We start from the raw sequence: 24,075 nt of genomic DNA, 5'->3' as shown, positions 1-24,075 counted from the left end.
GTTCATCGGCGGACAGCCGACCACAGCGGATGTTTCCGATACGTCGATAGCGTCGATACCTCCGACCTCATGCGAGATGCGGTTCGCCATCTCGCGAATGATCGGTCCCAGTTTGTCCGTCGCCTATTCATGGGTCCAGACGCAATCTGGCACGGACACTCTGACTGCAGCAATCGGTTGATGGACATATCCAAACTACTGGCGAACCGCGAGTGCGCTCTCCAAGCATTCAGCGCCGGTCAACGCGAAACCGATTTGCCCATGTCCCCAAGGGATGTTGCAGCCTGTTAATCGTTGCCCTCAGACCTCGCTGCAACGGAAACTCAACATAGACGGCGAGCGCGATACTCGCCCCTACGACGCCGATCAGGCTGAGGATAATCGCATATGCCACCGGAAGTCCGGCGGCATAACCGCTAGAAATCAGGACGCAGCCGACTGGGAAATGGATCAGATAGAGCGGATAGCTCGCGAGACCGAGCACACGGCTGACCTTCCGGCCGTTGACGTTGAGGACGGCGGAGATCTCTTCCTTCCACCTCGCGCTGGCGTAGATCGCACCTATGGCAACCACCCAGACGGTGACGACGATTGCGCGGGCAACCCAGCGGTTTAGATCGACGACGAACCAGTTCGACGCCACGTTGGCGTCGGTCTCATGAGAGAGTTGCATCAGGCAGGCCACGAGTGCTGGAAGGGTCCACCATGACAGCCGGTTTCCCTTGAGCAGGTGCGCCCAGAGGAAGATCCCGATCGCGAAGAAACAGCCGTGAGGCGCTAGTAGGAGCTGACTCAGGCGCACGTTCTCAATCACGCAGGCCCCCGTTTTCCAGTCGATCCCGCAGCTGTTCAGATTGTAGTAAAGCGACCAGACGGTCAGCGCGATCGCCAGCCCATGCACCCGGTGGAAAACGCCGCAGACGACAAGCAGGAAAACTAGCCCGTAAAAGACAATCTCGATTCCGAGCGTCCAAACAACAATGTCGAGCCAAGGCTCGAAGGGCCAGAAGGTGATTTGGCGGATAAGCCGGCCTGCGATCTCCTCGGGTGTGTAGATTGCAAGGGAAGCATAGACGGCCACGCTAATAAAGCTCGAAACAACCAAGGCAGGCCATAGCCTGACCACACGGTCTCTTGCAAAGCTGAAGGGTGTCGCCCGCTCGGCCGAGTAGGCAATAACGAAGCCTGAAACGACAAAGAATATCTGGACGCCTACGAACCCGAACCAGGCGCTAAACCATGCCGCACCCGCGAACTCGACGGAAGGCAGCGGATAAGGAAACTCAACCGCCCAGACGACGAGGGCGAGATGATAGACGGCGACCGCCACAGCCGCTCCGAAACGGATAATATCGAGACCCACGACGTGGGTCTGCCGACCACGGTCCATGCTATGCCCCACCTGTCTTCCCCTTGGTAGGAAACTTATCGAAGACGGTGCCCAAAGCCTAGTACGCTCACGACGTCCAGCTAACATTATCCGCCGATGAGCAGTCGGCAGATTCCCTGGCGTTGTTGCCGCTGCCGGTCGTGCCGGACAGCAGCATTCTGCTGAACGAAACATGCCTGCCACCTTTCGGCAAAGGTGGTGCCGGTTTTTGAGACAGGGACATACGTGAACTGGACTACCTTCGTCGTGCAGCGCGGAAATGCGCTGGCATCGATCTTTCGGCGCATGTTCCACATCAACAAGCGCGCATCGAGTTTCTTCAGCGAGACTTCCTTGTTGATATTGCGATGCGCCCATTTGCCCAAAGCCTGCACCACCGGCTTCAACTCATCGGCCACGGGGGGCGTCATGTAGCCTGGCTCACCGGGGTCGCTTTCGACACGTCGAACCAGGCTGTGGTGTTCCATTTCCTTCAGGCGTTATGACAGGGTCGCTGGCCAAACGTCGGCTTTCTCAGTATTTTTTGGCCATAACCGGACAGTCAACAGACAGCCCCGTTGAAGCTGAGCTGCAGATGTCCTTCGAATGGCGAGTTTTGAGCGCCGACGGCGGAAGTCCGAAGCCTCAATGAAGTCGGTTGGATGACGGCAGCCCGCCAAAACCTGTCTCGGATATGCGGCCTCGAACGCCTAGGTCGATGCGACGCCTAAACCGGCTGGTTTCCTGCCGGACCGATCATGGGCAAGGGAACGGACATCGAGACTTCACGGAGACTGGGAAAGCACGTCCCTACAATCTGCCCGGCTCCAGATCGGTGTTCGTGAAGCAAGGGTGCCGTCACGGCTGCCCCGGCCCTTCCATACAGCCCTTGAGATCCATGCCGGTTGCAAGCAGGCGGGACCGCGCTTCGGGCGGTGCCTTTTCGAGTTGCTGACGCATCAGGTCCCGCATCGCGGCAGGAAGCGTCCGAAGATAGATCGGGGTGAGCCGCTCGGCTTCTTCCGGCGATATGTTCGGGCAACCCATGACCCCGGGAAAACACTCCTGCGCGCATGCCGCCGGGACCGGCCCGCCGACACCGCCGCCCGCGCCTGATGGCCCGCGGGTCGCGTCCCATTCTTCGAGAAGCTCTCGTTGGGTGGCGACGGCCTGCTGCACCAGCGCGTCATAGTCGACCGCGCCCCAGCCCGCCGCCGGCAGGCCGGCCCAGACCTGGTAGGCTGCGAGGGAAGGATCGACCGGCTGCTGGGTGATGTCCTCGTAGCGGGCGGTGAAGTCGCCCGAGACCTGCCCCGTTGCCGGCCGCGCGGCGCAGGGATCCTTCCCGACCTCGTGGACATAGTTTTCGAACAGGTCGGCCGAGAAGGCACCGCGGATCCAGCCCTCGCCGACGTCGTCGATCCTGACCCGGCCGGTGGCCGGCGGTTGCGAGCGGCAGGCGTCTTGCTGGGGCAGCGGCCCGCGGCTGTGCATGTCTACGTTTTCGTCGCCCGCCATGGTCCCCACAAGCGCGGTGACCAGCGCATCGTCCCAGACCATGCCCTGTTCGATCCGCCCATCGGGCGCGCGGAACCGCAGCGCGACCTCCGTGAACTCCGTATCGGCCAACTCCATCGCCATGGCGCCGAGATCTTCGGCATTGCCGAAGATGCCTGAAACATCGATCTGCCGCACGGCCCCGTCCAGCGCAACGAGTGCGCCGCCGCCGAGGCGGTTGCCCATTGCGGTGATCGTCTCGAACCGCTCGTCATACTGGCCGAGGTCGATCTCGATCTGCGGGCAACTATCCGGCGAGGTCCCGCAATCGCTGATCTGGCGCGGCGTCGCGTTGCGGGCCTGCCGGCCGCGCGCGCGGGCCGACGTCGAGTTGATGGAGACGTTCTTGCCCGTCGATGCCCCGGACGGCGCCGCAACCGGGGCGCCCGGCGCGGGAGGCGGCGGCGGGACGGAGGACGATTGCGGGGATGGCGCCATTTGACCGGTGGCAGATGCTGCACCAAGAACGAAGTGGACGTGAAGATCGACGGGCCGGGTGCCGCGAACCGGCCCGTTGCCACCCTGGGCATGGACGTTGGTCACGACGACGCTCTGATGGGTCATGTTGCTGCGCGGCGCGAAGGTGATCGGTGCTGATAGTCTGCAGGAGGCCACGGAGCCGGTCATCGACCGGGCCAGGTTTCTCTTCAACGTAACCCCGTTCGAGCCGAGGCCGACGGCCTGGCACGCGTACTCTTCATCCGCGCCACTGGCGGCGACCACGTTGATGTCGAAAGCGCTGGGTGCAGCCCCCTTCACAACAACGCGAAAGCAGGTCGACGCGAAACGGTCGATCGATACGCGGGCGGAGACGGCGGCGGCTTTGCCACCCAGTTCGATCACTTCGCAGTGGTCCCGGCCTGGCTTGCCGAAGGTGATGGCCGTCCACGTCTCCTCGTCGAAGTTCGGATAGGTCTTGGAGAATGTGCCGTATCTGGTGATGAAAGGCAGGTCCGCCTGCTCGGCGATGAACTCGGCATAGGCCTGCGGCAGTCCTCCCGGAAAGCGCTTGCGGCCGCCCTTGCCATAGAGCCTCTGGATGTTGATGTGGACCTGCTGGATGATGCGGTCGGGAGTCACCGCACTGCCCAGATCACCACGCAGGATTTCGCGAAAGGCGGGCAAGCCGGTCGTCTCGGTTGCCAGGAACCGCCAGAAGCCCGAGGTCCAGTAGGTCTGGTTCACGTAGCTCTGCCTGGCGTCCCAGCTCGGATAGGGAAAGCGGGGAAAGCTGGATGGCGGGTCCATGTGCAGAGGCCCCGAGTAGCGACGACCGCCGGCCAGCGTCATCTGCATGATGTTGTCGCCACTGAACAAGCCCGGGTCCGGCCTGAAGCCAGCAATCCCGTCCGCGGCAAAGAACGCCGCGGCATCCGCCGTTCCCTCGATCACCCAGTCGTGCCGGACCAGACCGTACTCGCCGCCACCCTCGCGCTCGTCCTTCATCATCTGCGCGCCGAAGGTAAAGGCTGCCTGCAGCGCATGAAACATCTCATGTGCCGCGGTGTGCGGAAACTTCGCCGGCCTCCGGCGCAATTGCTCGACGTTCAATCGAATGTGGTACGTGGCGTCTGACAACCACCCTTCAGACTTCACGGCATAGGTGCCCCCTTCGAGGGGATCATCATACCGCAGGAGATGGACGATGTAGCGCCCGCTCCTGCTGTGCGAGACGAGCGGTTCCGGAAAACCGAAGGCGCGGTAGCGCTCAAGGATCAGATCCATCATCTGGCCGACCCGCTGCGCCTCGGCGACGGTTGCACGGTCGGAGAGCGTTTCCGGCTTGAGCGGCACGAATGCGCTGTAAAGCGAGAAGTATTTCGAGTCGGCAAGGAATTTGGCCTGCGCGGGACCGGACAGCGCCAGTCCGACCAGAGCGCACAGAAAGATCGCGATTCGGCGCATGCACCTCATCCCTGCCAGTTCCACGTCGCGCTGGTCCGCGAGGTGCAGTTGCCGTCGCCGCCGCCGATGAGGGCCATCATTTCGGCTGGCAGTTGCATCGAGAAGCGGCTGACCTCGCGCAATTCGGTTTCGGAGACGACGGTCAGTTCATAGCGGGCCTCGACGCTGGCCGTTCCCATCGAATCCTGGACCAGATTCGCTTCCCAGCCACCGGGGCCGGTCTTGCGCCAGTCGACCTGCATCTCGGCATCCTCCATCAGCGGCGCCGGATGGAAGGGATCGGCGAATGTGATGTCGCGCGATGCCGCGCGCCCCTGCATGCCGGCATTGCGGATCTGGTCGGCGATGATGGCCGGGCATCCCTGCACCGCCGTGTTGCCGATCGAGACCGTCCAGGTGCCGTCGCGCGGCTGGATGTCCCGCCCCGACACGGATTCGGGTGACGCCTCCTCCAGATAGTCCACCACTTCGACCGGCACCTCTGCGAAGCGCCACAGGTTCTGGTCGGCCAGCCGCATCATCCACCGGCCCGTCTGGCGCGGCGCATCGACGGTTGTGGACGGCGTCTGCGGCAGGAAATGCTGGCCGGTTTCCAGGATCTGGTTTTCCCCCGCGTCGGGGCGGATGAAGCCGAGTATCGGCTTTTCGGGGATCGCGCCGCGCACGGAGACCGGCACCTTCGAGCCGGCAAGCACCTTGGCCGCGACGGAGATGACCGGCGCGCCACCGACGCCACCCGCATCGACCGTGTCGCCGCGCGCTCCGATGTCGAGATCGACGCCCGCCATCACCCGCTCGCCGCCAGCGCCGCGCGCGATGTGGACCATTCTGTGCGGACCCGACAGGCCATCCGGCGTGCGGAAGCGTCCCAACATCGTTTCATCGACGGACGCCCGGGCCAGTTCGCGCCCTTCGGATGTCACGATGGCAATCGCATCGTCATGGGCCATGCGGCCATGCAGATTGACCGTCATCGGGCGCCCCGGAAATGGTTGGGCGTTCCAGTCGGTGAAGCGCATCTGCGGATCGGGCGCGACCCGGATATCCGACACGCCCTGGACAATGCGGTCGCCCTCGCGCAGCAGGGCGATACGGTAGTCGCCCGGCTCGGCCGGCATCTCGACCGAGCCGTAAAAGCCGCGCCCGAGGTCGCGGTTGCGCGTCAGGATGGTCGTTTCCGACATTGGGCCTGTTGCCGGGAAGACGGCGATCTCGTCACCTTCAAGCGCCTGGTCGCGGCGCACGATGAACACGGTCTTCTCGCCAGCCGCGTAGGGACCGCGCGGGTCGATCGTGGTGCCGGCCTGTTGCGCGAAGACAATGCCGCCGGTCGCTGCGGCTCGACTGTCGATGCGGGCGTAAAGACCGGCGGTCATCATCGCCAGCTTCGTCGAATCCGGCGCGCCGGCGAAGTGGCAGACGCCTCCGATGAGTGTAGACTCGCAAGGCCCATTGGATGCCAGCCACTGATGCGGGTTGAACTCGAAGCGCTCGTCATCACCGCCGTCGATCTTGAAGAAGGAGATGCGCGGATTTTTGATCGGGTTCGCGCCTGCCGTGGCCGAGACGAAGAAAGCCTCGCCCATCGCCCAGCCGGCTGGCACGACCATGCGCAGGCCCGTATGGGGATCGAAATAGTTGCAATTCGTGTCGCCGTCGCAGAGCACGGCGACGTCGGTGCCTGCCTCCAGCACGGTGTCGGCCGGTGGCGCGCCCGGCGAATGCAGCTTCAGCGAGGCGCGGATCACCTCGAACGGCTCGAGCAGGGCGGGAACCTCGACAATGTTGCGGCACAGGCTGCCGGCGCTCGTATCCACGCAGGGACCGAACCTCTCGTTCCAGTCGTGTGGATTGAGCCTGATCTCCAGGTGGCCCGCCTCGTGGGCGCGCAACAGGTCGACGCTCGGATAGTCCGCCTTCACAGGCGACGGTGTCGGGTAGAAGCTCGGATGGGTCATCATCCAGCCATAGGGAACGGTGAGAGAGAGCCCGGTTCGTGGGTCGTTGAAGTCGCACCCCTCATGCGTGCCGCAGATCAGCGCGAGACCTTCCTCGCGTGTGTACTCGGTCACCGGGATGACGAATTGGCGCGCACCCGATGCAGCAACCTCGATTTCTCCTTCGAGAATGAAGTCAGCGCCGTGACCGGTGATCTCATAGCGGCCGGGTGCGAAATCGGTGCTGTAGTCGCCAATCCGATCGTTCATCGCGAATTCGACGTCCATCATCACTCTGTCGAGCCGGACCGCCGACCACTGCACCACCATGTCCCTCTGCTCGGGCGGGAGCTTCAACGTCACCACGATGCGGCCGTCGTCCAGATCGCCGCGCTGTTGCGGCGGGTTCTGCTCCTCCTCGCCGCCGCCGACGAGCGGAATGACGAAGTCGTTGGCCCGTCCCGCAAAGATCTCTACCACGCCGCGGAACTCGACCTCGCCCGGTCCCATCGTGGAGACCTCGTAGCGACCCGGTTCGAACTCGCCCTCGGCGATCCACATCTCTTGCTGCGGCGACCATGCCTGCGGACTCATGTCGGGATCAAGCGGCACCGCCGACCAGGAAAGAGGCACTTCGGGAAAGCCGTCCGGGATGCGGAAGGTGGCGCGCACCATGGGCAGCGCGTCCTGTCCGGGCGCGGCCTGGGTCGCCGCCGCGGCGCGCTCGGCCAGTTCATCGCTCGTCGTCAGATCGGCATCCTCGTAAGGCACCCCGACGCCGAACGCGCGGGAGAAGAGAATTTCTCTGCGATTTGCAGTGATATAGCGCAGCTCATAGATGCCGGCTTCGGCAGGCGCCTTGAGGCTCATGCGCTGGGTCTGGCGGTTGCTGTAGGGATACCCCCAGCCGAGCGAAATATCGTCGGTCGCTGCTCCCGGCCGCGCAATGACGATCCGCTGCTGGAGCTGATTTGGACCGCGCCAGGTGAATTGGAAGCGCTTGTCGGGCTCCACCGAGCCGATCGGGTCAAAGCCGTTCGATGCGGCGACGACTTCGATGGCCTGGCGCGCGATGACGCCCTGACCAGTCACAAACAGGATGAGATCGTATTCGCCCGGCTCCACGGGCGCCTGCCTGGAGAACGGATTGTTGGCGGTGCTTCCACCACCAATGACGCCGTAGGACGGACTGACGTTTGGTGCCCCATCGCCTCGCGGCGTGAAGCCCGCATAATCGACCGGTTGTGCGGTGCCCCTATAGGAAATGCGGTAGGTATGCCCTGCCTCGGCCTTGGGGCCCAGATCGAAGAACGCTTCCTGCGCCGGGGCCGGCTCTGGCTCTGGCTCTGGCTCTGCCGCCGCGATCTGGTTCAGCGCATCCGTCAGTTCCGCACCCGACTGCGGACGCAGCAATTGCCCGCCGGTCTGGTCCGGCACACAGGCAAGCGCATCGGCCTCCTGCTCGGTCAGGCCGAAGCCCACGACATGGGCGCGGATCTTGATGCCTTCATTCGCCAGTTGTGCCGCAACCGCGCAGGGATCAGCGTCGCAGGTCTCCAGCCCGTCGGTGACGAGGATGATGTCTGCCTCTTCCGCCGTGAGCGGGATCTGGCCGGCAGCGATGCGAAGGCTTTCCGAGATCGGCGTCATGCCCCGTGGGTTGATGCGGTTCAGACGTTGCGACAGGGAGGCAGCATCCTGCACACCGGTCGGCGCGATCACCTCGATATCTGCGCAATCCCCGCGCCGGTTGTGGCCGTAGGCGATGACGCCAAGCGGGATCGTCGCGTCGCGCGTGGAGAAGAACTGCCCCATCACGTCGCGCGCGACTTCGATCTTGGTGATGCCGCCGTCCAACTGGCCCCACATCGACCCGGAGGCGTCGAGGATGAGCACTGCCGCCTTATCGGGCGCGGCGTCGGCCGATTGCGCGAATGCTGGGGCCATCATCGGAAGCAGCGAAAGTGCCGCGATGCCGAAAACCGTTCGGAAGCTGGATTGTGTCATGGTTGTCCTCGTATGCGTGCCGCTCAGTAGCGGCTGAGTCTCAGGGCCGGGCGGATCACGTTTTCGGCGCGGGGGACGGCGATGCTGGCGCTGAACGGCAGCGGTTCGGCTGCGTCTTGCGGCGTGTAGCTGCCCTCGACCGCGATCGACCCGTCCACGAGTATGCCGCCGAACATGACGAAGCTGGCCGTGCCGCTCTCGACGCTGCCGGTGGCAACGGTCGCCGGAACGCCATCTGCGTTGCGCCGGACCAGCTTGAAGACTCCCAGGAAGGAGCCATCGGCAGCGGCATCCAGGCCGACCTCGCCGACGATCGGACCGGCGGTGTCGTCGCTCTCGCCGACCCGCACCAGAACCATGCACAGCATGGTCAATTCGGGCGCGTCGTCGAACAGCATGCCCTGTACCGCGACCACGAAACCGCCTGCGTCATCGGCACCGTAGAGCCCGCCGCCGGCGAAGCTGGTGGCAAGAGTACCGCCGATCTCACCCCGAACCAGGTGCGCATCAGCCTTGTTTTCGGCATACGCCCTGAACTGAGAGATGTCGAAGCCCGCCGGCGGTATCTCGCAGGCCACCGGGCCAAGCGCGTCGAACACGAAGTCAGCCTGCGGCTCGACGGCCATGGCGGTCGTCGCCAGACAGCTGAACAATCCGATTGCTACAGCCCGCAGATCGCGCAGGGCATTCCCCGACCTGAAAATCATTCCTCGTCCTCGTTTGGCAGCTGTCGTCCCGTCGACATCACGACCCACGAATGCGGGCCGCATGAAACGGCGGCGTCGATCAGGACTGCGAACGGGCTAAGCCGACCGCACCTGACTGCCGGGCATTGCCGGTTTCGCAAGGTAAGCAGGCCGGCCTCACCCGTCTTGGGGAGAGAGGCAGGAAAAATTTGGGAGAACGGAACAGACGCGAGGCGGATTGCTCAGCGCTGGCGTGCTAGGAAACGGACGTCCTTGGGCGTCATGCCGTAGGCCCGGCGAAAGCGCGTGTTGAACCAGGAGAGATCGCCGAACCCGGCGTTCATCGCTATGCTGGCGATGCTCATGCCTGCGCTAAGCGGGTCGCTCAGCATCCGGTGGGCCCGCGCCATACGCCGCGTGGCAACGAAATCCCCGAACGAGGTGCCCTCAGCCTCGAACAGCGAGCGGATATAACGGGAACTGATACCGTGACGGCTCGCGATCGCGTCCGCCGTCAGATCCGGCGAGGCCAGATGACGTTCGATGTCCTCCTTGACGGCCCGAAGCCGTGCCGCCCGCACACCGCGGCCTGCCGCGACCTCGGCTGCCTCGCGTGTCGCGCCGAGTGCCATCAACACAAGATCCTGCACATGCGACGCACATTGCGCGGCGTCGAAAGGTGTCAGGGCGCCGAGTTCCTGGTGCAGGCTGCGGGCGTAGTTGAAGAACAGCCTCCATTGAGGCGTCAGCGGCGCAGTGCCGCGCAGCATGGAGTTGAGTCCGAGGGTCGCTGCGGAGAGATGAACGCGCGGAACCGAAACGTAGAACCCTTCCGTGGGTTCGCCATGAAACCTGATGACACCGGGAACATCACCGGGATCGGCATAGACGAGACCGGCCCTCAGTTCTGTGCGCACGCCGCCTTGCTGCTCGATCGAACAACTTCCCGAAAGCGGAATGTGGAACATCACGGTGTCGTCTGTGTCGGCGGCATGGGCAATCGTACGCACGGCCGTCGAAATGGAATGTCGGCCATATCCGACGATCAGGTTCTGCAGGACGCCGATCTCGGTCTCGGAATGGAAGGACTCCAGATCGTCAGGCATGAAGTCGACCCGGGTTATCGCCGACACCACATTCTGAAATTCCTCGATGCGCCGGGAAATCTCGAAGTCCTGCGAACGGATCGATAGTAATGTCATGCGCTTCCAAGAATGATGTCCATAATCGAATATGCCGTATAGGTTTCACCAAGGCAACAAATTGACCTTGCGAGCGAGACTCAGGGCCTTTTGCGACGTCATTTTACCCCCAAGGCAAGAAGGCTTGGCGATGCGGGATACGGCATTACCAGTGGCAATTAGATTGCAAGTGGTATTGTGGACTCCACGCGCAACGTCAGCTTTACGATCTTCGACGCCCGAACCGGAATGTCCGGAGTCGCACCCATATTGCGCCTAGTATGCAACCCCCTGCCCATTTCGCGCGAGGACTGGTGACTCACGGCTGTGCTTCAAGCACGGCACGCACCTCGTTCCTCAGCCAAGCATGCGCGCTGTCGCCGTCATAGCGGCGATGCCAGTACATACCCATAGCCAATTCCTCGCCGCCAACGGGGAGTTCATAGAGCTCCAGGCCATGGGAACGAGCCGTGGCTTCTGCAAATTGCACCGGGAGCGATCCCACGACATGGCCTTTTGCGATGGCCAGAGCCAGCGCGTGGAAATGCGGCATCGTCAGGGAGATATGTCGCTTGCGCCCACGCGCTGCGAGCGCCTCGTCGGTCGCGGTCGAGAGCCCACCGTCGGTGAGCAGATCGCCTGAGGCAGCCTGCAAAACAGGTCCAGGGGCACGACAGTTCCCGCTTCGACACCAGCCTCGGCAAGTGCCGCGTTGTCGCATTTCGCCACCATGACGAGACGGGAGTTGAAGAGAACTGGAAGGCTGCCCATTCCGGCGTGCTGACCGGCGGCGAGAGCGCCAGATCGATCGTTCCTTCCGACAGGACGTGAGGCATGGCCCGCGGACCGCCATCGAGAAATTGAAGGAGGACGTTTGGTGCTTGCGCAAGGACGCGTCGCGAAAGCTCCGGCATCAGCATGGTGGAAAAATAGTCCGAACCCAAAATTCGGAAGACCCTCCTTGCCGTCCAGGGATCAAACACAGAGTGCTCGGAAAATACTGTGTCGATGCTCGCCATGGCCTCCCCAATAGCAGTCCCGAGAGCAAGCGCCCGAGACGTCGGCACCATCGTGTTGCCCTCGCGGATAAAGAGCTGATCGCCCACCAGGTGCCTCAGCCGGTTAAGGGCGGAGCTGACGGCGGGTTGGCTCAAACCTATGCGTTCGCCGGCGCGGGTGACGCTCCGCTCCTGCATCAGGGCGTTGAAGACGCGCAGCAGATTGAGATCGAGCGAGGCGATATTCATCAGATCAATCGGCTCCATACCATCATTCGATTTCCAACATGACCGAGCGTGCCGATATCCTCAAGCGCGGCCTCCAAACCGGGCCTGAACGCATGAGGAGTTGAAATGGCGACCTTCGTTATCGTGCATGGAGCCTGGCACACCGGCGAGTTGATGCTGGCAGTTGCCGAAAAGATTTCTGCCCACGGGCATGAGGTCCACACCCCGACTGCAGCCGGCAATCGCCTCGGCGATGACCCGCAGACGGACCTCGATGCCGCAATCCATTCGATCATCGAGTTCTTTGGCCGAGAAGCCCTGCAGGATGTCGTTCTCGTCGGGCACAGCTATGGCGGCATGCTGATTACCGGCGCCGCCGATCGCCTGCCGCCTGGCACCATCAGGCGGCTGGTCTACTGGAACGCGTTCGTGCCCAATGATGGCGAGAGCCTCAATGACCTCGTCCCGGAGTTCTTTCTTGCAATGTTCGACGAGATGGCCAAGCACGACGGCACGGTGATGATGCCATTTCCGATCTGGCGCGAGGCCTTGACCAACGACATGACCGTCGAGGCATCCCAGGCCGCCTATGCGCAGCGGGTTCCACAATCCTATAGGACCTTTACCGACAAAATCCGCTTGTCGCGGCCGCCGACTTCGGTACCTAGAGTGGGTCGATGCCAAGGGGGGAGCGGACAGACGAGTTCCAGCGAAGATTGTCGCTGCACGTCATGACGGCGCATTTACTAGATGGTGCGATAAAATCGAGATGAACGCGCGAAGTCGCTGAAGACGCCGTAGGTCTCGGTGATATCCCATCCAGATGTCGCGCGCAGGCGGCGGCGTCGGCAGGTGCAGTTTGCGGATACCTGGGATCTGGTCGCCGACCACGCGGGGCAGGACGGCGATGCCGACGCCTTCCCTGCACATGCGCCCCTGGACGTTGCGGTTGTTCGATCGCAGGACTGGTCTCGCGTTGGGAAAACTCTCTACGAGCCAGGCGATGTCGGGAAACTGGCCAGTGGATGTGTCATGGGTGATCAGCCGGAAACCGGTCCCGTCGCCAAATTCGGGATCGGCCGCATCCTCGGCGATGTAGACGCCGTATTCGAGCCTGAAGAGCCGCCGCTGAACGACGTCGGCCGCGTCGAACGGAACGATACGAAAGGCCACGTCGGCCTCCCGCTGGGCGAGATTGAATAGGCGCGTGCCGGTGAGGATCTCGATGTCCACCTTCGGATAGCTCTTCGAAAAATCCGCAAGGATCGGCGGGAGGACATATGCCCCGAACCAGTCCGCCGACGAGATCCGCAGACTGCCCTTGAGATCCTGCTCCTGCCCAGCAAGACGGCGCTCCATGGCGAGCGCGCCTTCCTCCATCTGCTCCGCCAGCGCGATGATCCCGTGACCCTCTTCGGTCAGAACGAGTCCGTTCGCGGTGCGCTGAAAGAGCGTGTGGCCGATTGACTGCTCGAATGTGCGGAGGCGCCGGCCGACGGTGGGGTGGCTCGTCTTGAGAGACCGCGCAGCGCCTCCGAGCGTACCCGAGCGCGCGATGGCCAGAAAAATCCGAACGTCACTCCATTCCATCGTTGCTGACCCGCCCGCACATAATTGAACGCCGAGAGTACAGAATCTTTAGTTTAAGAACAAATCCAAACACCTAGATTTCCACTATCGGCTTGATGGTGTCCCTCTGTGGATCACATTTGAGGCCGGGCAATGAGATCGAAGGCGTGCCGAAGGCTGTCTGCAACGGGCTCAACGAAGCCAAACGGGCAGGCCTTGGCAAGACCGAAAGGTCGATCATGGCCGATGTAACGGTATCTGGCGCCGAGACCTTGGCGCCTTCTGACGCGGAGTGGAAGTTATGAAAACATGGTTCATCACGGGGTGCTCAAGCGGCTTCGGCCATCGGCTCGCGCTCGCTGCGGCACGGCGCGGCGATCGGGTCGTCGCGACGGCCCGCAATGTCGAGGCGATCGTGGAGATGGCCGAGCCCTTCGACGGCCGCCTGATCACCCTGCCGCTCGACGTGACCGATGCTGCGGCAGCCAAGGCTGCGGTCGCGAAGGCCGTCGAGACGTTCGGCGGGTTCGACATTCTCGTCAACAATGCCGGCTACGGGCTCCTCGGCGCGATCGAGGAAGGCACGCCCGGGGAATATCGCCCGATGTTCGAGGTCAACGTCTTCGGTCTGATCGAGACCACCCGAGCCGCCCTGCCGGTCCTGCGACGTTCAGGCGGAACGATCGTCAACATGTCGTCCGTGGCAGGCATCTCTGGCGGCAGCGGTCGAGGCTATTACAACGCCGCGAAGTTTGCCGTGGAGGGGATTTCCGAAGCGCTCGCCGACGAGTTGGAGCCGTTCGGTATCCGCGTGCTGATCGTTGAGCCTGGGCCATTCCGCACCGACTTTCTTGGCCGTTCGGTCACGATGGCAGCCAATGAGATGCGGGAATACGCCGCGAGCTCACGCAAGCACTATCGCGAGACGAACGACGGCAAACAGGCGGGCGATCCCGACAAGGCGATCGCGGTAATCCTTCAGGCGGTCGACGCCGATGACGCCCCGCTTCATCTGCCGCTCGGCCCGATCGCGCACGCGGTCTCCGAGCGCAAGCTGGCTTCCTTCCGCAGCGATATCGACGCTTGGCGCGACATCGCGATCGCCACCGATTTCGACCAGCCCTGACCGCCGGCCGAAAACTCGGTTTTCACCTCAATATCCGTCTGGAAGGCGATCATGATCGCAGCCTTGAAGGGGTTTACCCAGCAACTGGTGCCGGTGAATGGCATCAGGATCAACGCCGTTACGGGAGGCTCAGGCCCGCCGATCCTCCTGCTTCACGGCTGGCCGGAAACCTGGTGGGAATGGCATGGCGTGATGCCGTTGCTGGCAGAGAACTTTGGCGTGGTGGCCATCGATCTGCGCGGTGCAGGCTTCTCCGACTGCCCGCAGGGTGGCTACGACAAAGCGACGATGGCGCGCGACGCACATGAGGTGATGATCGCCCTCGGCCATGAGCGCTACGCCGTGTGCGGCCATGACATCGGGGGAATGGTCGCCGTGCCGCTGGCCGCCATCTATCGCGAGTCCGTCACCCACCTGGCCGTCCTAGACGTTCCGCTTCCGGGCTGGACCAGATGGGAGGCCACGATCGCGAAGCTCTGGCACTTCGGCTTCCACATGAACCGGGATCTGCCCGAGTGCCTGATCCATGGGCGAGAACATGAATACGTCGCCGCCTTCATGGCGGAGCGGTTCTACGATCACAGCACCTTCGATCCGGCGAACATCGATATCTACGTGAAGGCGATGGCGCTTCCTGGCCGCACGCGCGGCGGCCTGGAATGGTATCGCACGCTTGGCGCAGATCATGCGGCCGCGCTCGACTACAAGAGGCGGCCACTGGACATCCCGGTTCTGGGCCTTGGCGGGGATCAGCGCTTTGGCCCGCAGATGGTGTCGATGCTCGAAGAGTTCGCCACCCATGTGACGGGCGGCTCGATCGCACGGTGCAGCCACTACGTCGCGGACGAACGGCCCGAAGAGGTGGCAGCCGCTCTGATCGCTTTCCTCAAGACCAGTCGGAACATTGCTCCCGCGTCGTCGGCCGGGCGCAGCGAAAAGATTTGAAAGGATCCGTCATGACCGCCTCCATCCTCCGCGGCGTCAATCACATTGGCATTACGGTGCCTGACATCGAAGCAGCGAAATCATTCCTCATTGAAGCCTTCGGCGGTCAGGTGATCTACCAGTCCTTTGGACCGCAGGATCGCCCCCGGCAGGGGCCCGAATTCGAGCGGGCCGTCGGTGCCGCTCCCGGAACGGTCGTGCGTGCGCAGGCGATGGTCAAGATCGGAACCGGACCCGATATCGAGCTCTTCGAAATGCATGGCCCCGAGCAGGCCCAGCCGGTCCGCCCGAGCGACTTCGGCATCACGCACTTCGCTCTCTACACCGACGATATCGAAGCGTCAGTGGAGCGCTTCGAAAAGGCGGGAGGCACGCCTCTCACCGCGCCCCGCGCCATCCCCTATGCCACCGAGAAGGGTCCCGGGAACCGGGTCTGCTATTGCCGCATGCCTTGGGGCACGACGATCGAATTCATCACTACGCCGGATCGCATGGGCTATCATGACCTGACGGATCTGCGCAGGTGGCAGGACGGTGACTGAGCAAGCAGCGATGAAGGTTCCGTATTGGTCACCTCATTCGGCCGGAAACATCAAGTCATCCCTTGACATACTACCTACCAGTAGGTAGTTAAACGCCATGAGCACATTGACGACCACCGCTAGCGACATTCTGGACTGCGCCCAGTCCCTGATTATGAAGGGCGGGTACAATGGCTTCAGCTACGCTGACATCGCTGAAGTGGTGGGCATCCGAAAGGCGAGCATCCATCATCATTTCCCCAGCAAGGCCCAATTGGTCCGGGCCCTGATCAGCCGCTATCGCGCTGATGCACGGGAAGGCTTCATAAAAGTAGAGACCGTGACCAGCAATCCGCACGAGCAGCTGCGGCTCTATCTGGGGTACTGGCAAAAGTGCCTGCTCGATGGCACCGCGCCCATCTGCATATGCGCCCTGCTTGCCGGTGAGCTGCCTGTCCTACCCACTGAGATCGCTACCGAAGTGCGCCTGCACTTTGAAACGCTCTCGAAATTCCTGACCGGAATCCTGGAGCGCGGCGCAGACAGCGGCGCGTTTCACCTTTCCGATACGCCCGGCGCTGAAGCGGAAGCATTCATGGCAACAGTGCATGGGGGGATGCTGTCAGCACGTGTGGGCGGTGATCCCGAGCTCTTCGGTACCATCACCACCGCGCTTCTTGCACGAATGGCCAGCTAGCCTTTCGCCTTAACTCGACCAAACTAACCCTATCAACCTACCAACTAGTAGATAAGCAAAATGGCAAACATTGCTTCGATCAATCAGATTCACTGGCTCGCCCGCTATTATTTTGGCCGCGCCGCCTTTTCGCTCGCCTGGGTGGCTGCCATCCTCACCGTCGGTCAGCAGGTGCCCGCCCTCAGTGCGGCGCTTCTCGTGATCTATCCGGCTTGGGACGCTGCCGCTAACTACCTTGACGCCAATCACAATGGCGGGCTTGGCGACAACCGCACGCAAGCGATCAACGTCGCGGTCAGCACGATAACCGCCCTAGCTGTCCTCGTTGCCTTGGGGATGAGCCTCAACGCCGTGCTGACCGTCTTTGGCGCCTGGGCCATTTTGGCCGGTCTTCTGCAGCTGAGCACCGCCGTTCGCCGATGGAAGAGCGCCGGCGCACAATGGGCCATGGTGCTGAGCGGCGCCCAGTCTGCGCTGGCAGGGGCCGTCTTCGTCTTCCAGTCCCTGCAAACCGTGCCTGCCATCGCTCCGACGCTGGCCGGCTATGCCGCCTTCGGCGCCATCTACTTTTTGGTCTCGGCAATCGCCCTCCTCTTCAGCAAGCGCACGCCGCAGAGTGCCTGACGCTAACTTCCGGCCCAATGGAAGTTGGCTTAGCCTCAAGACTCAAGAGCAATCGGGAAGAGCGTCATGTCGAACACCGAGCAACAGCCTGAGGGCCTGCGCAGCTTTGATACGATCATCATCGGCGCCGGTCAGGCCGGGCCGTCTCTTGCAGGACGCCTCAATGATGCAGGCATGAAGGTCGCGATCATCGAGCGTGACTTCGTCGGCGGCACCTGCGTCAACACCGGCTGCAAACCCACCAAGACTCTTGTCGCCAGCGCCTATGCCGCCCATCAAGCCCGTCGCGGCGGCGACTATGGCTTCTCCCGCAGCGATGTCACAATCGACATGCCTGCCGTCGCCGCCCGCGCGCGAAAAGTCATTCTCGACTCGCGCAAGGACAACGAAGACTGGCTCGCGAGCATGCCGAACGTGGAACTGATCAGAGGCCATGCCCGCTTTGACGGACCGAAAACTATTGCCGTTAACGGCGAGCGACTGACTGCTCCCAAAATCTTCCTCAATGTTGGAGCACGCGCCTTAATTCCGGACATGCCCGGACTCAAGGACGTACCGTATCTCACCAATTCGAAGATCATTGCCCTCGAAGAACTGCCAAGGCATCTCGTCATTGTCGGCGGCAGCTATATCGGCCTGGAATTCGCGCAAATGTATCGCCGCTTTGGCGCTAAGGTGACGATCATCGAGCGCTCCGAGCGGCTGATTTTTCGCGAAGACAAGGACGTCTCCGAAGCCGTGCGCGAAATCATCGAGGCCGAAGGCATTACGGTGCGTACGGGCGTCACCTGCATCGGCTTAAACAAGCACGAAGCAGGCATCGCCGTGTCAGTCGAATGCGAAACCGATCGATCCCCGGTCGTCGGTAGCCATGTCTTGATCGCCATCGGCCGCAAGCCGAACACCGATGATCTCGGGCTCGAAAATGCCGGTATCACGACGAACGAGCGCGGTTACATCACCGTCGACAGTCGGCTCGAAACCAACGTGCCCGGCATCTGGGCGATGGGCGATTGCAACGGCAAAGGCGCTTTCACGCACACCGCCTACGACGATTTCGAGATCGTCGCCGCAAATCTTCTCGATGGCGACGACCGCCACGTCAGCGACCGCCTTCTCGGCTATGCACTTTACATCGACCCGCCGCTCGGTCGCGTCGGCATGACCGACGCGGAAGCGGAAAAGATCGGGCGCCCCCTTCTCTACTCCAAGCGCCCGATGAGCCTTGTCGGTCGTGCTGTCGAGAAAGACGAAACGCGCGGGTTCATGAAGGTCGTCTCGGACGCTGAAACCAACCGCATCCTTGGTGCGGCTATCCTTGGCACCGGCGGTGACGAAGCCATACATGGCATTCTCAATATTATGAATGCTGATCAGCCCGTGGATGTGCTCCGGTGGGCCGTTCCAATTCACCCGACAGTGTCGGAGCTCGTGCCAACACTACTGCTGGGGCTTGCACCGAAGTGATAGCCGTCAGACTGGCTCTCTTCGTCGATCACCGTGCCGAGACTACGGGCCTTGCCGCCGCCCAAAGCTGCATATCAATCCATCCGCCGAGTGGACGGAGTGGGGTCGTAGCGGCCCGTCGCCATTGCGCCCCCATTCTGGCCGTTCACCCTGAAGGTGACGCTGCCTGAGAGCCGACGTTTACCGGAAGGTTCATGTCGGCTGGTTGCAACAAGGGAGGACCTTCCGCAGGCGCACGGCTGGCGTTCTCGACCAACTGGACCAAGGCGAAATTGAACGTCCAGTCAATGGCAACGAAAAGATAGCAGTCTGGCACTGCCGTGACGAACTTGCCCCTTAGCGCGTCTCCCAGTCCCGGTCGCGGTAGCCGTTGCGCTGGGCTGTCCTGAGCGGCGACTTCTCGCCATAGCCGGCGCCGGTTGCAGCGCCCACCTCCATCTCCATCTGCTTCTTGGCGGCGAAGCCGATCATCTCGCGCAGCAAGTCGGCGTCCGGGGTCTTCTCCACGAACGCGCGCAGGTTCATCATGGCGTCGGTCATCGGTGGTCTCTCAAGTTTGGGGTTGGTGTTGACAACCAGACCCTACCGGAAAGCGCCGATGACCACCGCTAGCCAGTTTCACCACGCGGTGGGACACCATCGGCTCCCAAGCCGACGTTTAAATACGAGGTGTCTCTGACTGCGCTATTGTCGCCAAATGACGTAACTTGAAGCAACTGAAGTCGACTTGGGCGCGTCCTGCCCGGCAAATGGGGAACGTGATAGCTCATCGGATAGCTCCCTCGGCGTTGAAGGCGTCAAGAGATCGCGTCAAGCCCATGTTCAACCAGGCGATCCAGCTGTTTCATCTCGCGACCGCTGATCCTCATCCCTCCGGCCAGTGAGGCGGCGCGCGCGGCGAAGCGACGCTGCGATGGCAGTCGGGCTCCCTGTCCAAGTATCGCGTCGAACAGCGTTTCCGCCCGGACCAACGGATCGCCTGACCGGCCAGATGCAAAGACCCGTGGTGAGAAAGCGACAATGAGTTCCCCATGAAAGGGAGCCAGCGTCGTCGTTCCGAGCAAATCCAGCACTTCAGGGCTCGTCAGGTCGCCGATCATCACGCCGGCGAGAAGTTCGATCATCGTACTGATCGCCGAACCCTTGTGGCTGCCGAAGGGCAACATAGCGCCGGCCAGAGCCGTCACGGGGTCTGTCGTGGGACGTCCGTCAACGTCGATCGCCCAGCCTTCCGGCAATGGCTCCCCTGCCTGACGTTTGAGTTCGATCTCACCACGCGCAGCGACAGATGTCGCGAAGTCGAAGACATACGGGTCATTGCCGGGCCGCGGCCATCCAAAGGCGAGAGGGTTGGTGCCCAGAAGCGGCCTGTTGCCTCCCGTCGGCGCGACGGTCGCGTAGCTGGGACACATGGCGAGCCCGGCAAGACAATTCTCCGTCAGCGCCTCAATCTCCGGCCATAGCGCCGAGAAATGGCAGCAGTCGTTGATGACAAGCGATGCTATGCCGTAGCGCTCGGCCATCTCTACAAGGGCCGGCGCGCCCAGTTCGAAGGCCGCATTGGCAAAACCGCCATCGGCATCGACACGCACGATCGCCGACCCGTCCGATGGGAGAATTCGGGGGATCGCATCGGGTCGGACCTTGCCGACCTTGATCGTCCGAAGCGCGCCTTCGATCCGGTAGATGCCGTGCGACTTGCAGCCGTCGCGCTCGCCGGCGATCAGCACCCGTGTGAGTGCCGCCGCGTTTGCATCGGTCAGCCCCGACTTCCGGAAGATGGCGTTCACCTTTGAGGTGAGTTCGTCGATAGTGACGACACAAGGGTCGGTCATTGTCGCCATGGACATGCTCCCCTCAGTCGGCCACGCAGATCACGATCATCTCGACCTTGAGGTCGCGATGAGCAAGTCTCGCTTCGAAGCAGGCCCGTGCCGGAGGCTGGACGTCAGATACCCACTTGTCCCAGACCGCATTGACCGCGTCCAGATCGTTCATGTCCGTCAGCAGGATTGCAGCAAACATCAGCCTGTCCTTGCCGCTGTCGATCTCGTCCAGCCGTCCCCTGGCTTTGGAGAGAAGCTGGGAGAATTGCACGGCCGTTGTAAGCCCGCCATCGTATGGGGCGTCCGGGGTGACCGCGAATGCGCCCAGACCGTTGGCGGTCACAGCGAGACTGCCGCGCTTGCCAACGCCGAACCTCCTGATCAGCGACGTATTGATGTCCTGTGCGCTGGGTGTCATCATTCTCAACTCTCTTCATTCTCTGGCTGGCAGAATGACCAACTCGTCAGACTTCATCGTCTCTGGAGAACGGCAGCGCCCGGTCCGACCAAGCAAGGTCGAGATACTTTGTACCGACGTCAGCGGCAGGTGACCGACACCCCTGCCATCACGATCAAAGGAAGGCAGTGGCTCTGGGCCCGGGCCGGCAGGCATGTCCGTCTGGGATGGCTTTCGGGTCATCGCTCAGTTCCCCCCGGTACCAGTGCAGACCGGTTTCCGGTGAGCTGGACGATGACAATGACTGATACCGTGACCAGAATGAACAACGTTGAAATCGCAGCGATCGTCGGGTCGATCACATCGGTCAGGGACACGAGCATTCTGCGGCTCAAAGTCGAGGCGCTTCCCGTGGACACCAGCATGCTGATGATGACTTCGTCGATGGATGAGATGAACGCCAGCAGCGCAGCTGTGATCAGTGACATCTTCAGCTGGGGCAAGGTTATGTCGATGACGGCACGAAACTGCGAAGCGCCGAGGCTGACCGCGGCCTTCTCCTGGCTGAAGTCATAGCTCTTCAGGGCGGCCAGCATGACCACGAACACGAAGGGCAAGGCGACGACGACATGGCCGATCGTCAGGCCCGTGATCGTGTTGATCAGTCCGGCCCAGGACAGGACAAAGAACATGCCGACGGCAACGACGATATGCGGCAGTATTGTCGGCAGGACTATGATGGCAGTAGCGACTGAACCTAACCGGGGCGTCGTGCGCGCAACGGCATAGGCAGCCAGAAAGCCGACCGGTGTTGCGATAAGAACCGTAAGCAAAGCGGTGCTCAGCGAGATGGCTGTGGCGCGCATCCATTCGCTGGATGAGAAGTAGCTGGCATACCAGCGCAACGACAATGTCGACGGCGGAAACTCCAGCAGGTTCGATGCGCTGAACGACATTGGGATGACGATGAGGCTGGGAGCCACCAGGAATGCCAGCACCGCCGAGGTCCAGAGATACAGCCAGGCCCGTCTGCCATGAGATATCTGTCGTTCATTGCTAAGCACGGGAGCTGGTCCTTTTGCGGGTGAGATAGACCATGCACAGCCGCATGAAGCCGAGTGTCAGCAGGGTGCAAAGGAACAGGACCGTCGCGAGCGCGCCCGCTGCTCCCCAGTTTGGATAGAGGCCGAGATAGGTGTTGATGGCCTGCGCCATCATGATCACCCGACCTCCGCCGAGGATCGCCGGCGTCACATAGAAGCCGAAGCACAGGACGAACACCAGGAAGCCCCCGGCGAGAAGGCCACTGCGCGCCTGCGGCAGAGTAATTGTCCAGAAGACGCGGACGGGCGTTGCCCCGAGGCCGGCAGCGGCATTCATCATTCCGCGATCGATCCGCCTGAAGCTCACATAAAGCGGCAGGATGAAGTAGGGCAGCATGATCTGAGTCATGGCGATCACGGTCCCGGTCATGTTGTGGGCGAGTTGCAACGGCTCCGTCGTCAATCCGACCGACTGCAGGGTCTCGTTCACGAGGCCGCGGCGCTGCAGGAGCAGCAGCATTGCGTAGGTACGGACCAGCAGCGACGTCCAGAACGGCAGCAGCACCGCGATGAGGAGCAGGCCAGCGACCCTTTGCGGAAGCTCTGACAGAAGGTAGGCGACCGGCGTCCCGAGCAGGATGCACAACAGGGTGCACCAGAGCGCGATGCTCACAGTCGTTTCGATGACGGTGGGAAGTGAAGGATCCGAGATAAGCAGCCAGTAGTTGGCGAGGCTGATCGAGCCCGAGCTGTCGACAAACGACAGCAGCACCATCACGAGAACGGGAATGACCAGCGCGCCGACGACGATAAGGACGGCCGGAAAGGCTAGCGCCGCCCAGGCAGAGGAATGGCCGTCGGCTCTCGCCTGCGACGGCACAATGGCATCCGACGCGCCCGCTGCAACGCTCATGTATCGCCCCTGACTATCAGTGCGTCCTGCCTTGCGAGCTCCAAGGTAACCATCTCGCCCTGTTTCGGGAGTGCGCCTATCGTGGTCGTGCAGCGGACAGTCACTTCGCGGCCATTGGTCAGAGCCGCCGTGACTGCATAGCTGTCCCCTTCGAATGAAATGTTGGTCACGGTGGCCGAGAACCGGTTCGCATCCAGTGTCGGCTCGCCTGACGACGCGAAAAGGAGCTTTTCGGGTCGTGCTACGAGGTAGAGCGGCTCCGCATCGGGAAGCGAATTGCAGGCAAGGATGTCCTGATCCGCAAACGTCACGCCATCTCCATTCCGCGCCAGTGGCAGGATGTTGCTTCCCCCGATGAAGTCAGCAACGAACGCGGTCTTGGGCGAAGTGTAGATTTCATTCGGCGTGCCCAGCTGCTGGATCGCGCCCCTGTTCAGAACGGCGATCCGGTCCGACATGGTCAGCGCCTCGCGCTGGTCGTGGGTCACATAGATCGTGGTGACGCCGAGCGCGTTATGAATGCGCCGGATCTCGACCTGCATCTGGTCGCGCAGCTTCTTGTCGAGTGCGGACAATGGCTCGTCCATCAGGAGGATCTTCGGCTTGAAGACCGTCGCCCGCGCCAAGGCGACACGCTGTGCCTGCCCTCCCGAAAGCTGCCTGATCTGTCGGTCTTCGAAACCCTCCAGATGAACGAGCGACAGGACCTCGGCGACCCGCCTCTGGCAGTCCGCCCGGCCGACGCCGCGTATGCGGAGCGGATAGGCGATGTTCTCCGCAACCGTCATGTGCGAGAACAGGGCATAGTTCTGGAACACCATGCCCACGTTGCGCTTGTGTGGCGGCAGCCGGTGGACAGGCTGGTCCCCGAAGAACAGCTCCCCGCTGTCTGGCCGGGTAAACCCGGCCAGGATCATCAGGAGCGTCGTCTTGCCGGACCCGGAGGGCCCCAGCAGCGTTAGGAACTCGCCGGCAGGGATATCAAGGGTGGTCTCGCACAATGCCGAGACGCCCCCATATCGCTTGCCCAGATCCCGCGCAGTGATCTCCACGCCTCCGGCGGAAAGGGGGACGTCCAC

At 62.4% G+C, this 24,075-nt stretch carries 21 protein-coding genes and 1 pseudogene; 8 read left to right on the top strand and 14 right to left on the bottom strand.

Features of this window, described 5'->3' with window-relative positions; all coding sequences use genetic code 11:
* Positions 1 to 229 precede the first annotated feature (229 nt).
* The 7 genes from AAFN84_RS21880 to AAFN84_RS21850 all read right to left on the bottom strand — a co-directional run bounded on the left by AAFN84_RS21880 (position 230) and on the right by AAFN84_RS21850 (position 11,297).
* Positions 230 to 1,390 (bottom strand): acyltransferase, encoded by a 1,161-nt coding sequence (locus AAFN84_RS21880; RefSeq protein ID WP_347516824.1) that lies wholly within the window; start codon positions 1,388 to 1,390, stop codon positions 230 to 232.
* Positions 1,391 to 1,476: 86 nt separating this feature from the next.
* On the bottom strand, positions 1,477 to 1,857 hold the full coding sequence (locus tag AAFN84_RS21875; RefSeq protein WP_347516823.1) for a hypothetical protein: 381 nt from the start codon (positions 1,855 to 1,857) through the stop codon (positions 1,477 to 1,479).
* Between the two features lie 370 nt (positions 1,858 to 2,227).
* Positions 2,228 to 4,831, bottom strand: coding sequence for a hypothetical protein (locus AAFN84_RS21870; RefSeq protein ID WP_347516821.1), 2,604 nt, complete (start codon positions 4,829 to 4,831; stop codon positions 2,228 to 2,230).
* A 5-nt stretch (positions 4,832 to 4,836) separates the two neighbouring features.
* Positions 4,837 to 8,775 carry a VWA domain-containing protein gene (locus tag AAFN84_RS21865; protein WP_347516820.1) on the bottom strand — a complete coding sequence of 1,313 codons (3,939 nt, stop codon included), beginning with the start codon at positions 8,773 to 8,775 and terminating at the stop codon, positions 4,837 to 4,839.
* Positions 8,776 to 8,798: 23 nt separating this feature from the next.
* On the bottom strand, positions 8,799 to 9,401 hold the full coding sequence (locus AAFN84_RS21860) for a hypothetical protein (protein WP_347516818.1): 603 nt from the start codon (positions 9,399 to 9,401) through the stop codon (positions 8,799 to 8,801).
* A gap of 302 nt (positions 9,402 to 9,703) precedes the next feature.
* Positions 9,704 to 10,663, bottom strand: a complete 960-nt coding sequence (locus AAFN84_RS21855; RefSeq protein WP_347516817.1) for an AraC family transcriptional regulator — start codon at positions 10,661 to 10,663, stop codon at positions 9,704 to 9,706.
* A gap of 298 nt (positions 10,664 to 10,961) precedes the next feature.
* Positions 10,962 to 11,297: a LysR substrate-binding domain-containing protein gene (locus AAFN84_RS21850; protein WP_347516816.1), complete on the bottom strand. Its 336-nt coding sequence runs from the start codon at positions 11,295 to 11,297 to the stop codon at positions 10,962 to 10,964.
* Positions 11,298 to 11,628: 331 nt separating this feature from the next.
* Here AAFN84_RS21850 and AAFN84_RS21845 point away from each other — a divergent pair, with 331 nt between their 5' ends.
* Together AAFN84_RS21845 and AAFN84_RS21840 are read left to right on the top strand one after the other, a co-directional pair.
* Positions 11,629 to 11,931, top strand: a complete 303-nt coding sequence (locus AAFN84_RS21845) for a hypothetical protein (RefSeq protein WP_347516815.1) — start codon at positions 11,629 to 11,631, stop codon at positions 11,929 to 11,931.
* Between the two features lie 63 nt (positions 11,932 to 11,994).
* Positions 11,995 to 12,603, top strand: a complete 609-nt coding sequence (locus tag AAFN84_RS21840) for an alpha/beta hydrolase (protein WP_347516814.1) — start codon at positions 11,995 to 11,997, stop codon at positions 12,601 to 12,603.
* Here AAFN84_RS21840 and AAFN84_RS21835 read toward each other — a convergent pair.
* Entirely contained in the window at positions 12,598 to 13,458 is an 861-nt protein-coding gene (locus AAFN84_RS21835; RefSeq protein ID WP_347516813.1) for a LysR family transcriptional regulator, read from the bottom strand. The two genes, AAFN84_RS21840 and AAFN84_RS21835, sit on opposite strands and share 6 nt — an antisense overlap.
* A 280-nt stretch (positions 13,459 to 13,738) precedes the next feature.
* Between AAFN84_RS21835 and AAFN84_RS21830 the strand changes: the two genes are divergently transcribed.
* The 6 genes from AAFN84_RS21830 (at position 13,739) to AAFN84_RS21805 (ending at position 18,817) form a co-directional block, all read left to right on the top strand.
* Positions 13,739 to 14,563, top strand: a complete 825-nt coding sequence (locus AAFN84_RS21830; RefSeq protein ID WP_347516812.1) for an oxidoreductase — start codon at positions 13,739 to 13,741, stop codon at positions 14,561 to 14,563.
* A 51-nt stretch (positions 14,564 to 14,614) separates the two neighbouring features.
* Positions 14,615 to 15,508, top strand: a complete 894-nt coding sequence (locus tag AAFN84_RS21825; protein WP_347516811.1) for an alpha/beta hydrolase — start codon at positions 14,615 to 14,617, stop codon at positions 15,506 to 15,508.
* Between the two features lie 11 nt (positions 15,509 to 15,519).
* Positions 15,520 to 16,050, top strand: a complete 531-nt coding sequence (locus AAFN84_RS21820; protein ID WP_347516810.1) for a VOC family protein — start codon at positions 15,520 to 15,522, stop codon at positions 16,048 to 16,050.
* A 97-nt stretch (positions 16,051 to 16,147) separates the two neighbouring features.
* Entirely contained in the window at positions 16,148 to 16,726 is a 579-nt protein-coding gene (locus AAFN84_RS21815) for a TetR/AcrR family transcriptional regulator (protein WP_347516809.1), read from the top strand.
* A gap of 60 nt (positions 16,727 to 16,786) precedes the next feature.
* Complete coding sequence (locus tag AAFN84_RS21810; protein ID WP_347516808.1) at positions 16,787 to 17,350, top strand: DUF308 domain-containing protein; 564 nt, start codon at positions 16,787 to 16,789, stop codon at positions 17,348 to 17,350.
* Positions 17,351 to 17,416: 66 nt separating this feature from the next.
* Complete coding sequence (locus tag AAFN84_RS21805; protein ID WP_347516807.1) at positions 17,417 to 18,817, top strand: FAD-containing oxidoreductase; 1,401 nt, start codon at positions 17,417 to 17,419, stop codon at positions 18,815 to 18,817.
* Positions 18,818 to 19,156: 339 nt separating this feature from the next.
* Here the strand turns inward: AAFN84_RS21805 and AAFN84_RS21800 are convergent.
* The 6 genes and pseudogenes from AAFN84_RS21800 to AAFN84_RS21775 form a co-directional block, all read right to left on the bottom strand.
* Positions 19,157 to 19,357, bottom strand: a pseudogene (locus AAFN84_RS21800) (transposase); the annotation flags it as partial.
* A 257-nt stretch (positions 19,358 to 19,614) separates the two neighbouring features.
* Positions 19,615 to 20,652: an Ldh family oxidoreductase gene (locus tag AAFN84_RS21795; protein ID WP_347516940.1), complete on the bottom strand. Its 1,038-nt coding sequence runs from the start codon at positions 20,650 to 20,652 to the stop codon at positions 19,615 to 19,617.
* 22 nt (positions 20,653 to 20,674) lie between these two features.
* Positions 20,675 to 21,064 carry a Rid family hydrolase gene (locus tag AAFN84_RS21790; RefSeq protein WP_347516806.1) on the bottom strand — a complete coding sequence of 130 codons (390 nt, stop codon included), beginning with the start codon at positions 21,062 to 21,064 and terminating at the stop codon, positions 20,675 to 20,677.
* Between the two features lie 215 nt (positions 21,065 to 21,279).
* The gene (locus AAFN84_RS21785) at positions 21,280 to 22,104 is read right to left on the bottom strand and encodes an ABC transporter permease (RefSeq protein ID WP_347516805.1); all 825 of its coding nucleotides are present in this window, start codon (positions 22,102 to 22,104) and stop codon (positions 21,280 to 21,282) included.
* Complete coding sequence (locus tag AAFN84_RS21780) at positions 22,097 to 22,996, bottom strand: ABC transporter permease (protein WP_347516804.1); 900 nt, start codon at positions 22,994 to 22,996, stop codon at positions 22,097 to 22,099. The genes AAFN84_RS21785 and AAFN84_RS21780 overlap by 8 nt, the downstream gene beginning before the upstream one ends.
* A complete protein-coding gene (locus AAFN84_RS21775; protein WP_347516803.1) occupies positions 22,993 to 24,075 on the bottom strand; it encodes an ABC transporter ATP-binding protein in 1,083 nt (360 codons plus the stop codon). Before AAFN84_RS21775 ends, AAFN84_RS21780 begins: the two co-directional genes overlap by 4 nt.

Source organism: Mesorhizobium sp. CAU 1741 (assembly GCF_039839275.1).
In the GTDB taxonomy this organism is placed as follows: Bacteria; Pseudomonadota; Alphaproteobacteria; order Rhizobiales; family Rhizobiaceae; genus Aerobium.
Note: the sequence above shows the minus strand (reverse complement) of the source record. Positions and strands in the feature narration are given on the sequence as shown.

What these genes read in the sequence shown, in the direction of transcription:
- AAFN84_RS21880 (WP_347516824.1), bottom strand. Translation starts at nt 1,390, where the DNA reads ATGGACCGTGGTCGGCAGACCCACGTCGTGGGTCTCGATATTATCCGT.
- AAFN84_RS21875 (WP_347516823.1), bottom strand. Translation starts at nt 1,857, where the DNA reads ATGGAACACCACAGCCTGGTTCGACGTGTCGAAAGCGACCCCGGTGAG.
- AAFN84_RS21870 (WP_347516821.1), bottom strand. Translation starts at nt 4,831, where the DNA reads ATGCGCCGAATCGCGATCTTTCTGTGCGCTCTGGTCGGACTGGCGCTG.
- AAFN84_RS21865 (WP_347516820.1), bottom strand. Translation starts at nt 8,775, where the DNA reads ATGACACAATCCAGCTTCCGAACGGTTTTCGGCATCGCGGCACTTTCG.
- AAFN84_RS21860 (WP_347516818.1), bottom strand. Translation starts at nt 9,401, where the DNA reads ATGGCCGTCGAGCCGCAGGCTGACTTCGTGTTCGACGCGCTTGGCCCG.
- AAFN84_RS21855 (WP_347516817.1), bottom strand. Translation starts at nt 10,663, where the DNA reads ATGACATTACTATCGATCCGTTCGCAGGACTTCGAGATTTCCCGGCGC.
- AAFN84_RS21840 (WP_347516814.1), top strand. Translation starts at nt 11,995, where the DNA reads ATGGCGACCTTCGTTATCGTGCATGGAGCCTGGCACACCGGCGAGTTG.
- AAFN84_RS21835 (WP_347516813.1), bottom strand. Translation starts at nt 13,458, where the DNA reads ATGGAATGGAGTGACGTTCGGATTTTTCTGGCCATCGCGCGCTCGGGT.
- AAFN84_RS21830 (WP_347516812.1), top strand. Translation starts at nt 13,739, where the DNA reads ATGAAAACATGGTTCATCACGGGGTGCTCAAGCGGCTTCGGCCATCGG.
- AAFN84_RS21825 (WP_347516811.1), top strand. Translation starts at nt 14,615, where the DNA reads ATGATCGCAGCCTTGAAGGGGTTTACCCAGCAACTGGTGCCGGTGAAT.
- AAFN84_RS21820 (WP_347516810.1), top strand. Translation starts at nt 15,520, where the DNA reads ATGACCGCCTCCATCCTCCGCGGCGTCAATCACATTGGCATTACGGTG.
- AAFN84_RS21815 (WP_347516809.1), top strand. Translation starts at nt 16,148, where the DNA reads ATGAGCACATTGACGACCACCGCTAGCGACATTCTGGACTGCGCCCAG.
- AAFN84_RS21810 (WP_347516808.1), top strand. Translation starts at nt 16,787, where the DNA reads ATGGCAAACATTGCTTCGATCAATCAGATTCACTGGCTCGCCCGCTAT.
- AAFN84_RS21805 (WP_347516807.1), top strand. Translation starts at nt 17,417, where the DNA reads ATGTCGAACACCGAGCAACAGCCTGAGGGCCTGCGCAGCTTTGATACG.
- AAFN84_RS21795 (WP_347516940.1), bottom strand. Translation starts at nt 20,652, where the DNA reads ATGACCGACCCTTGTGTCGTCACTATCGACGAACTCACCTCAAAGGTG.
- AAFN84_RS21790 (WP_347516806.1), bottom strand. Translation starts at nt 21,064, where the DNA reads ATGATGACACCCAGCGCACAGGACATCAATACGTCGCTGATCAGGAGG.
- AAFN84_RS21780 (WP_347516804.1), bottom strand. Translation starts at nt 22,996, where the DNA reads ATGAGCGTTGCAGCGGGCGCGTCGGATGCCATTGTGCCGTCGCAGGCG.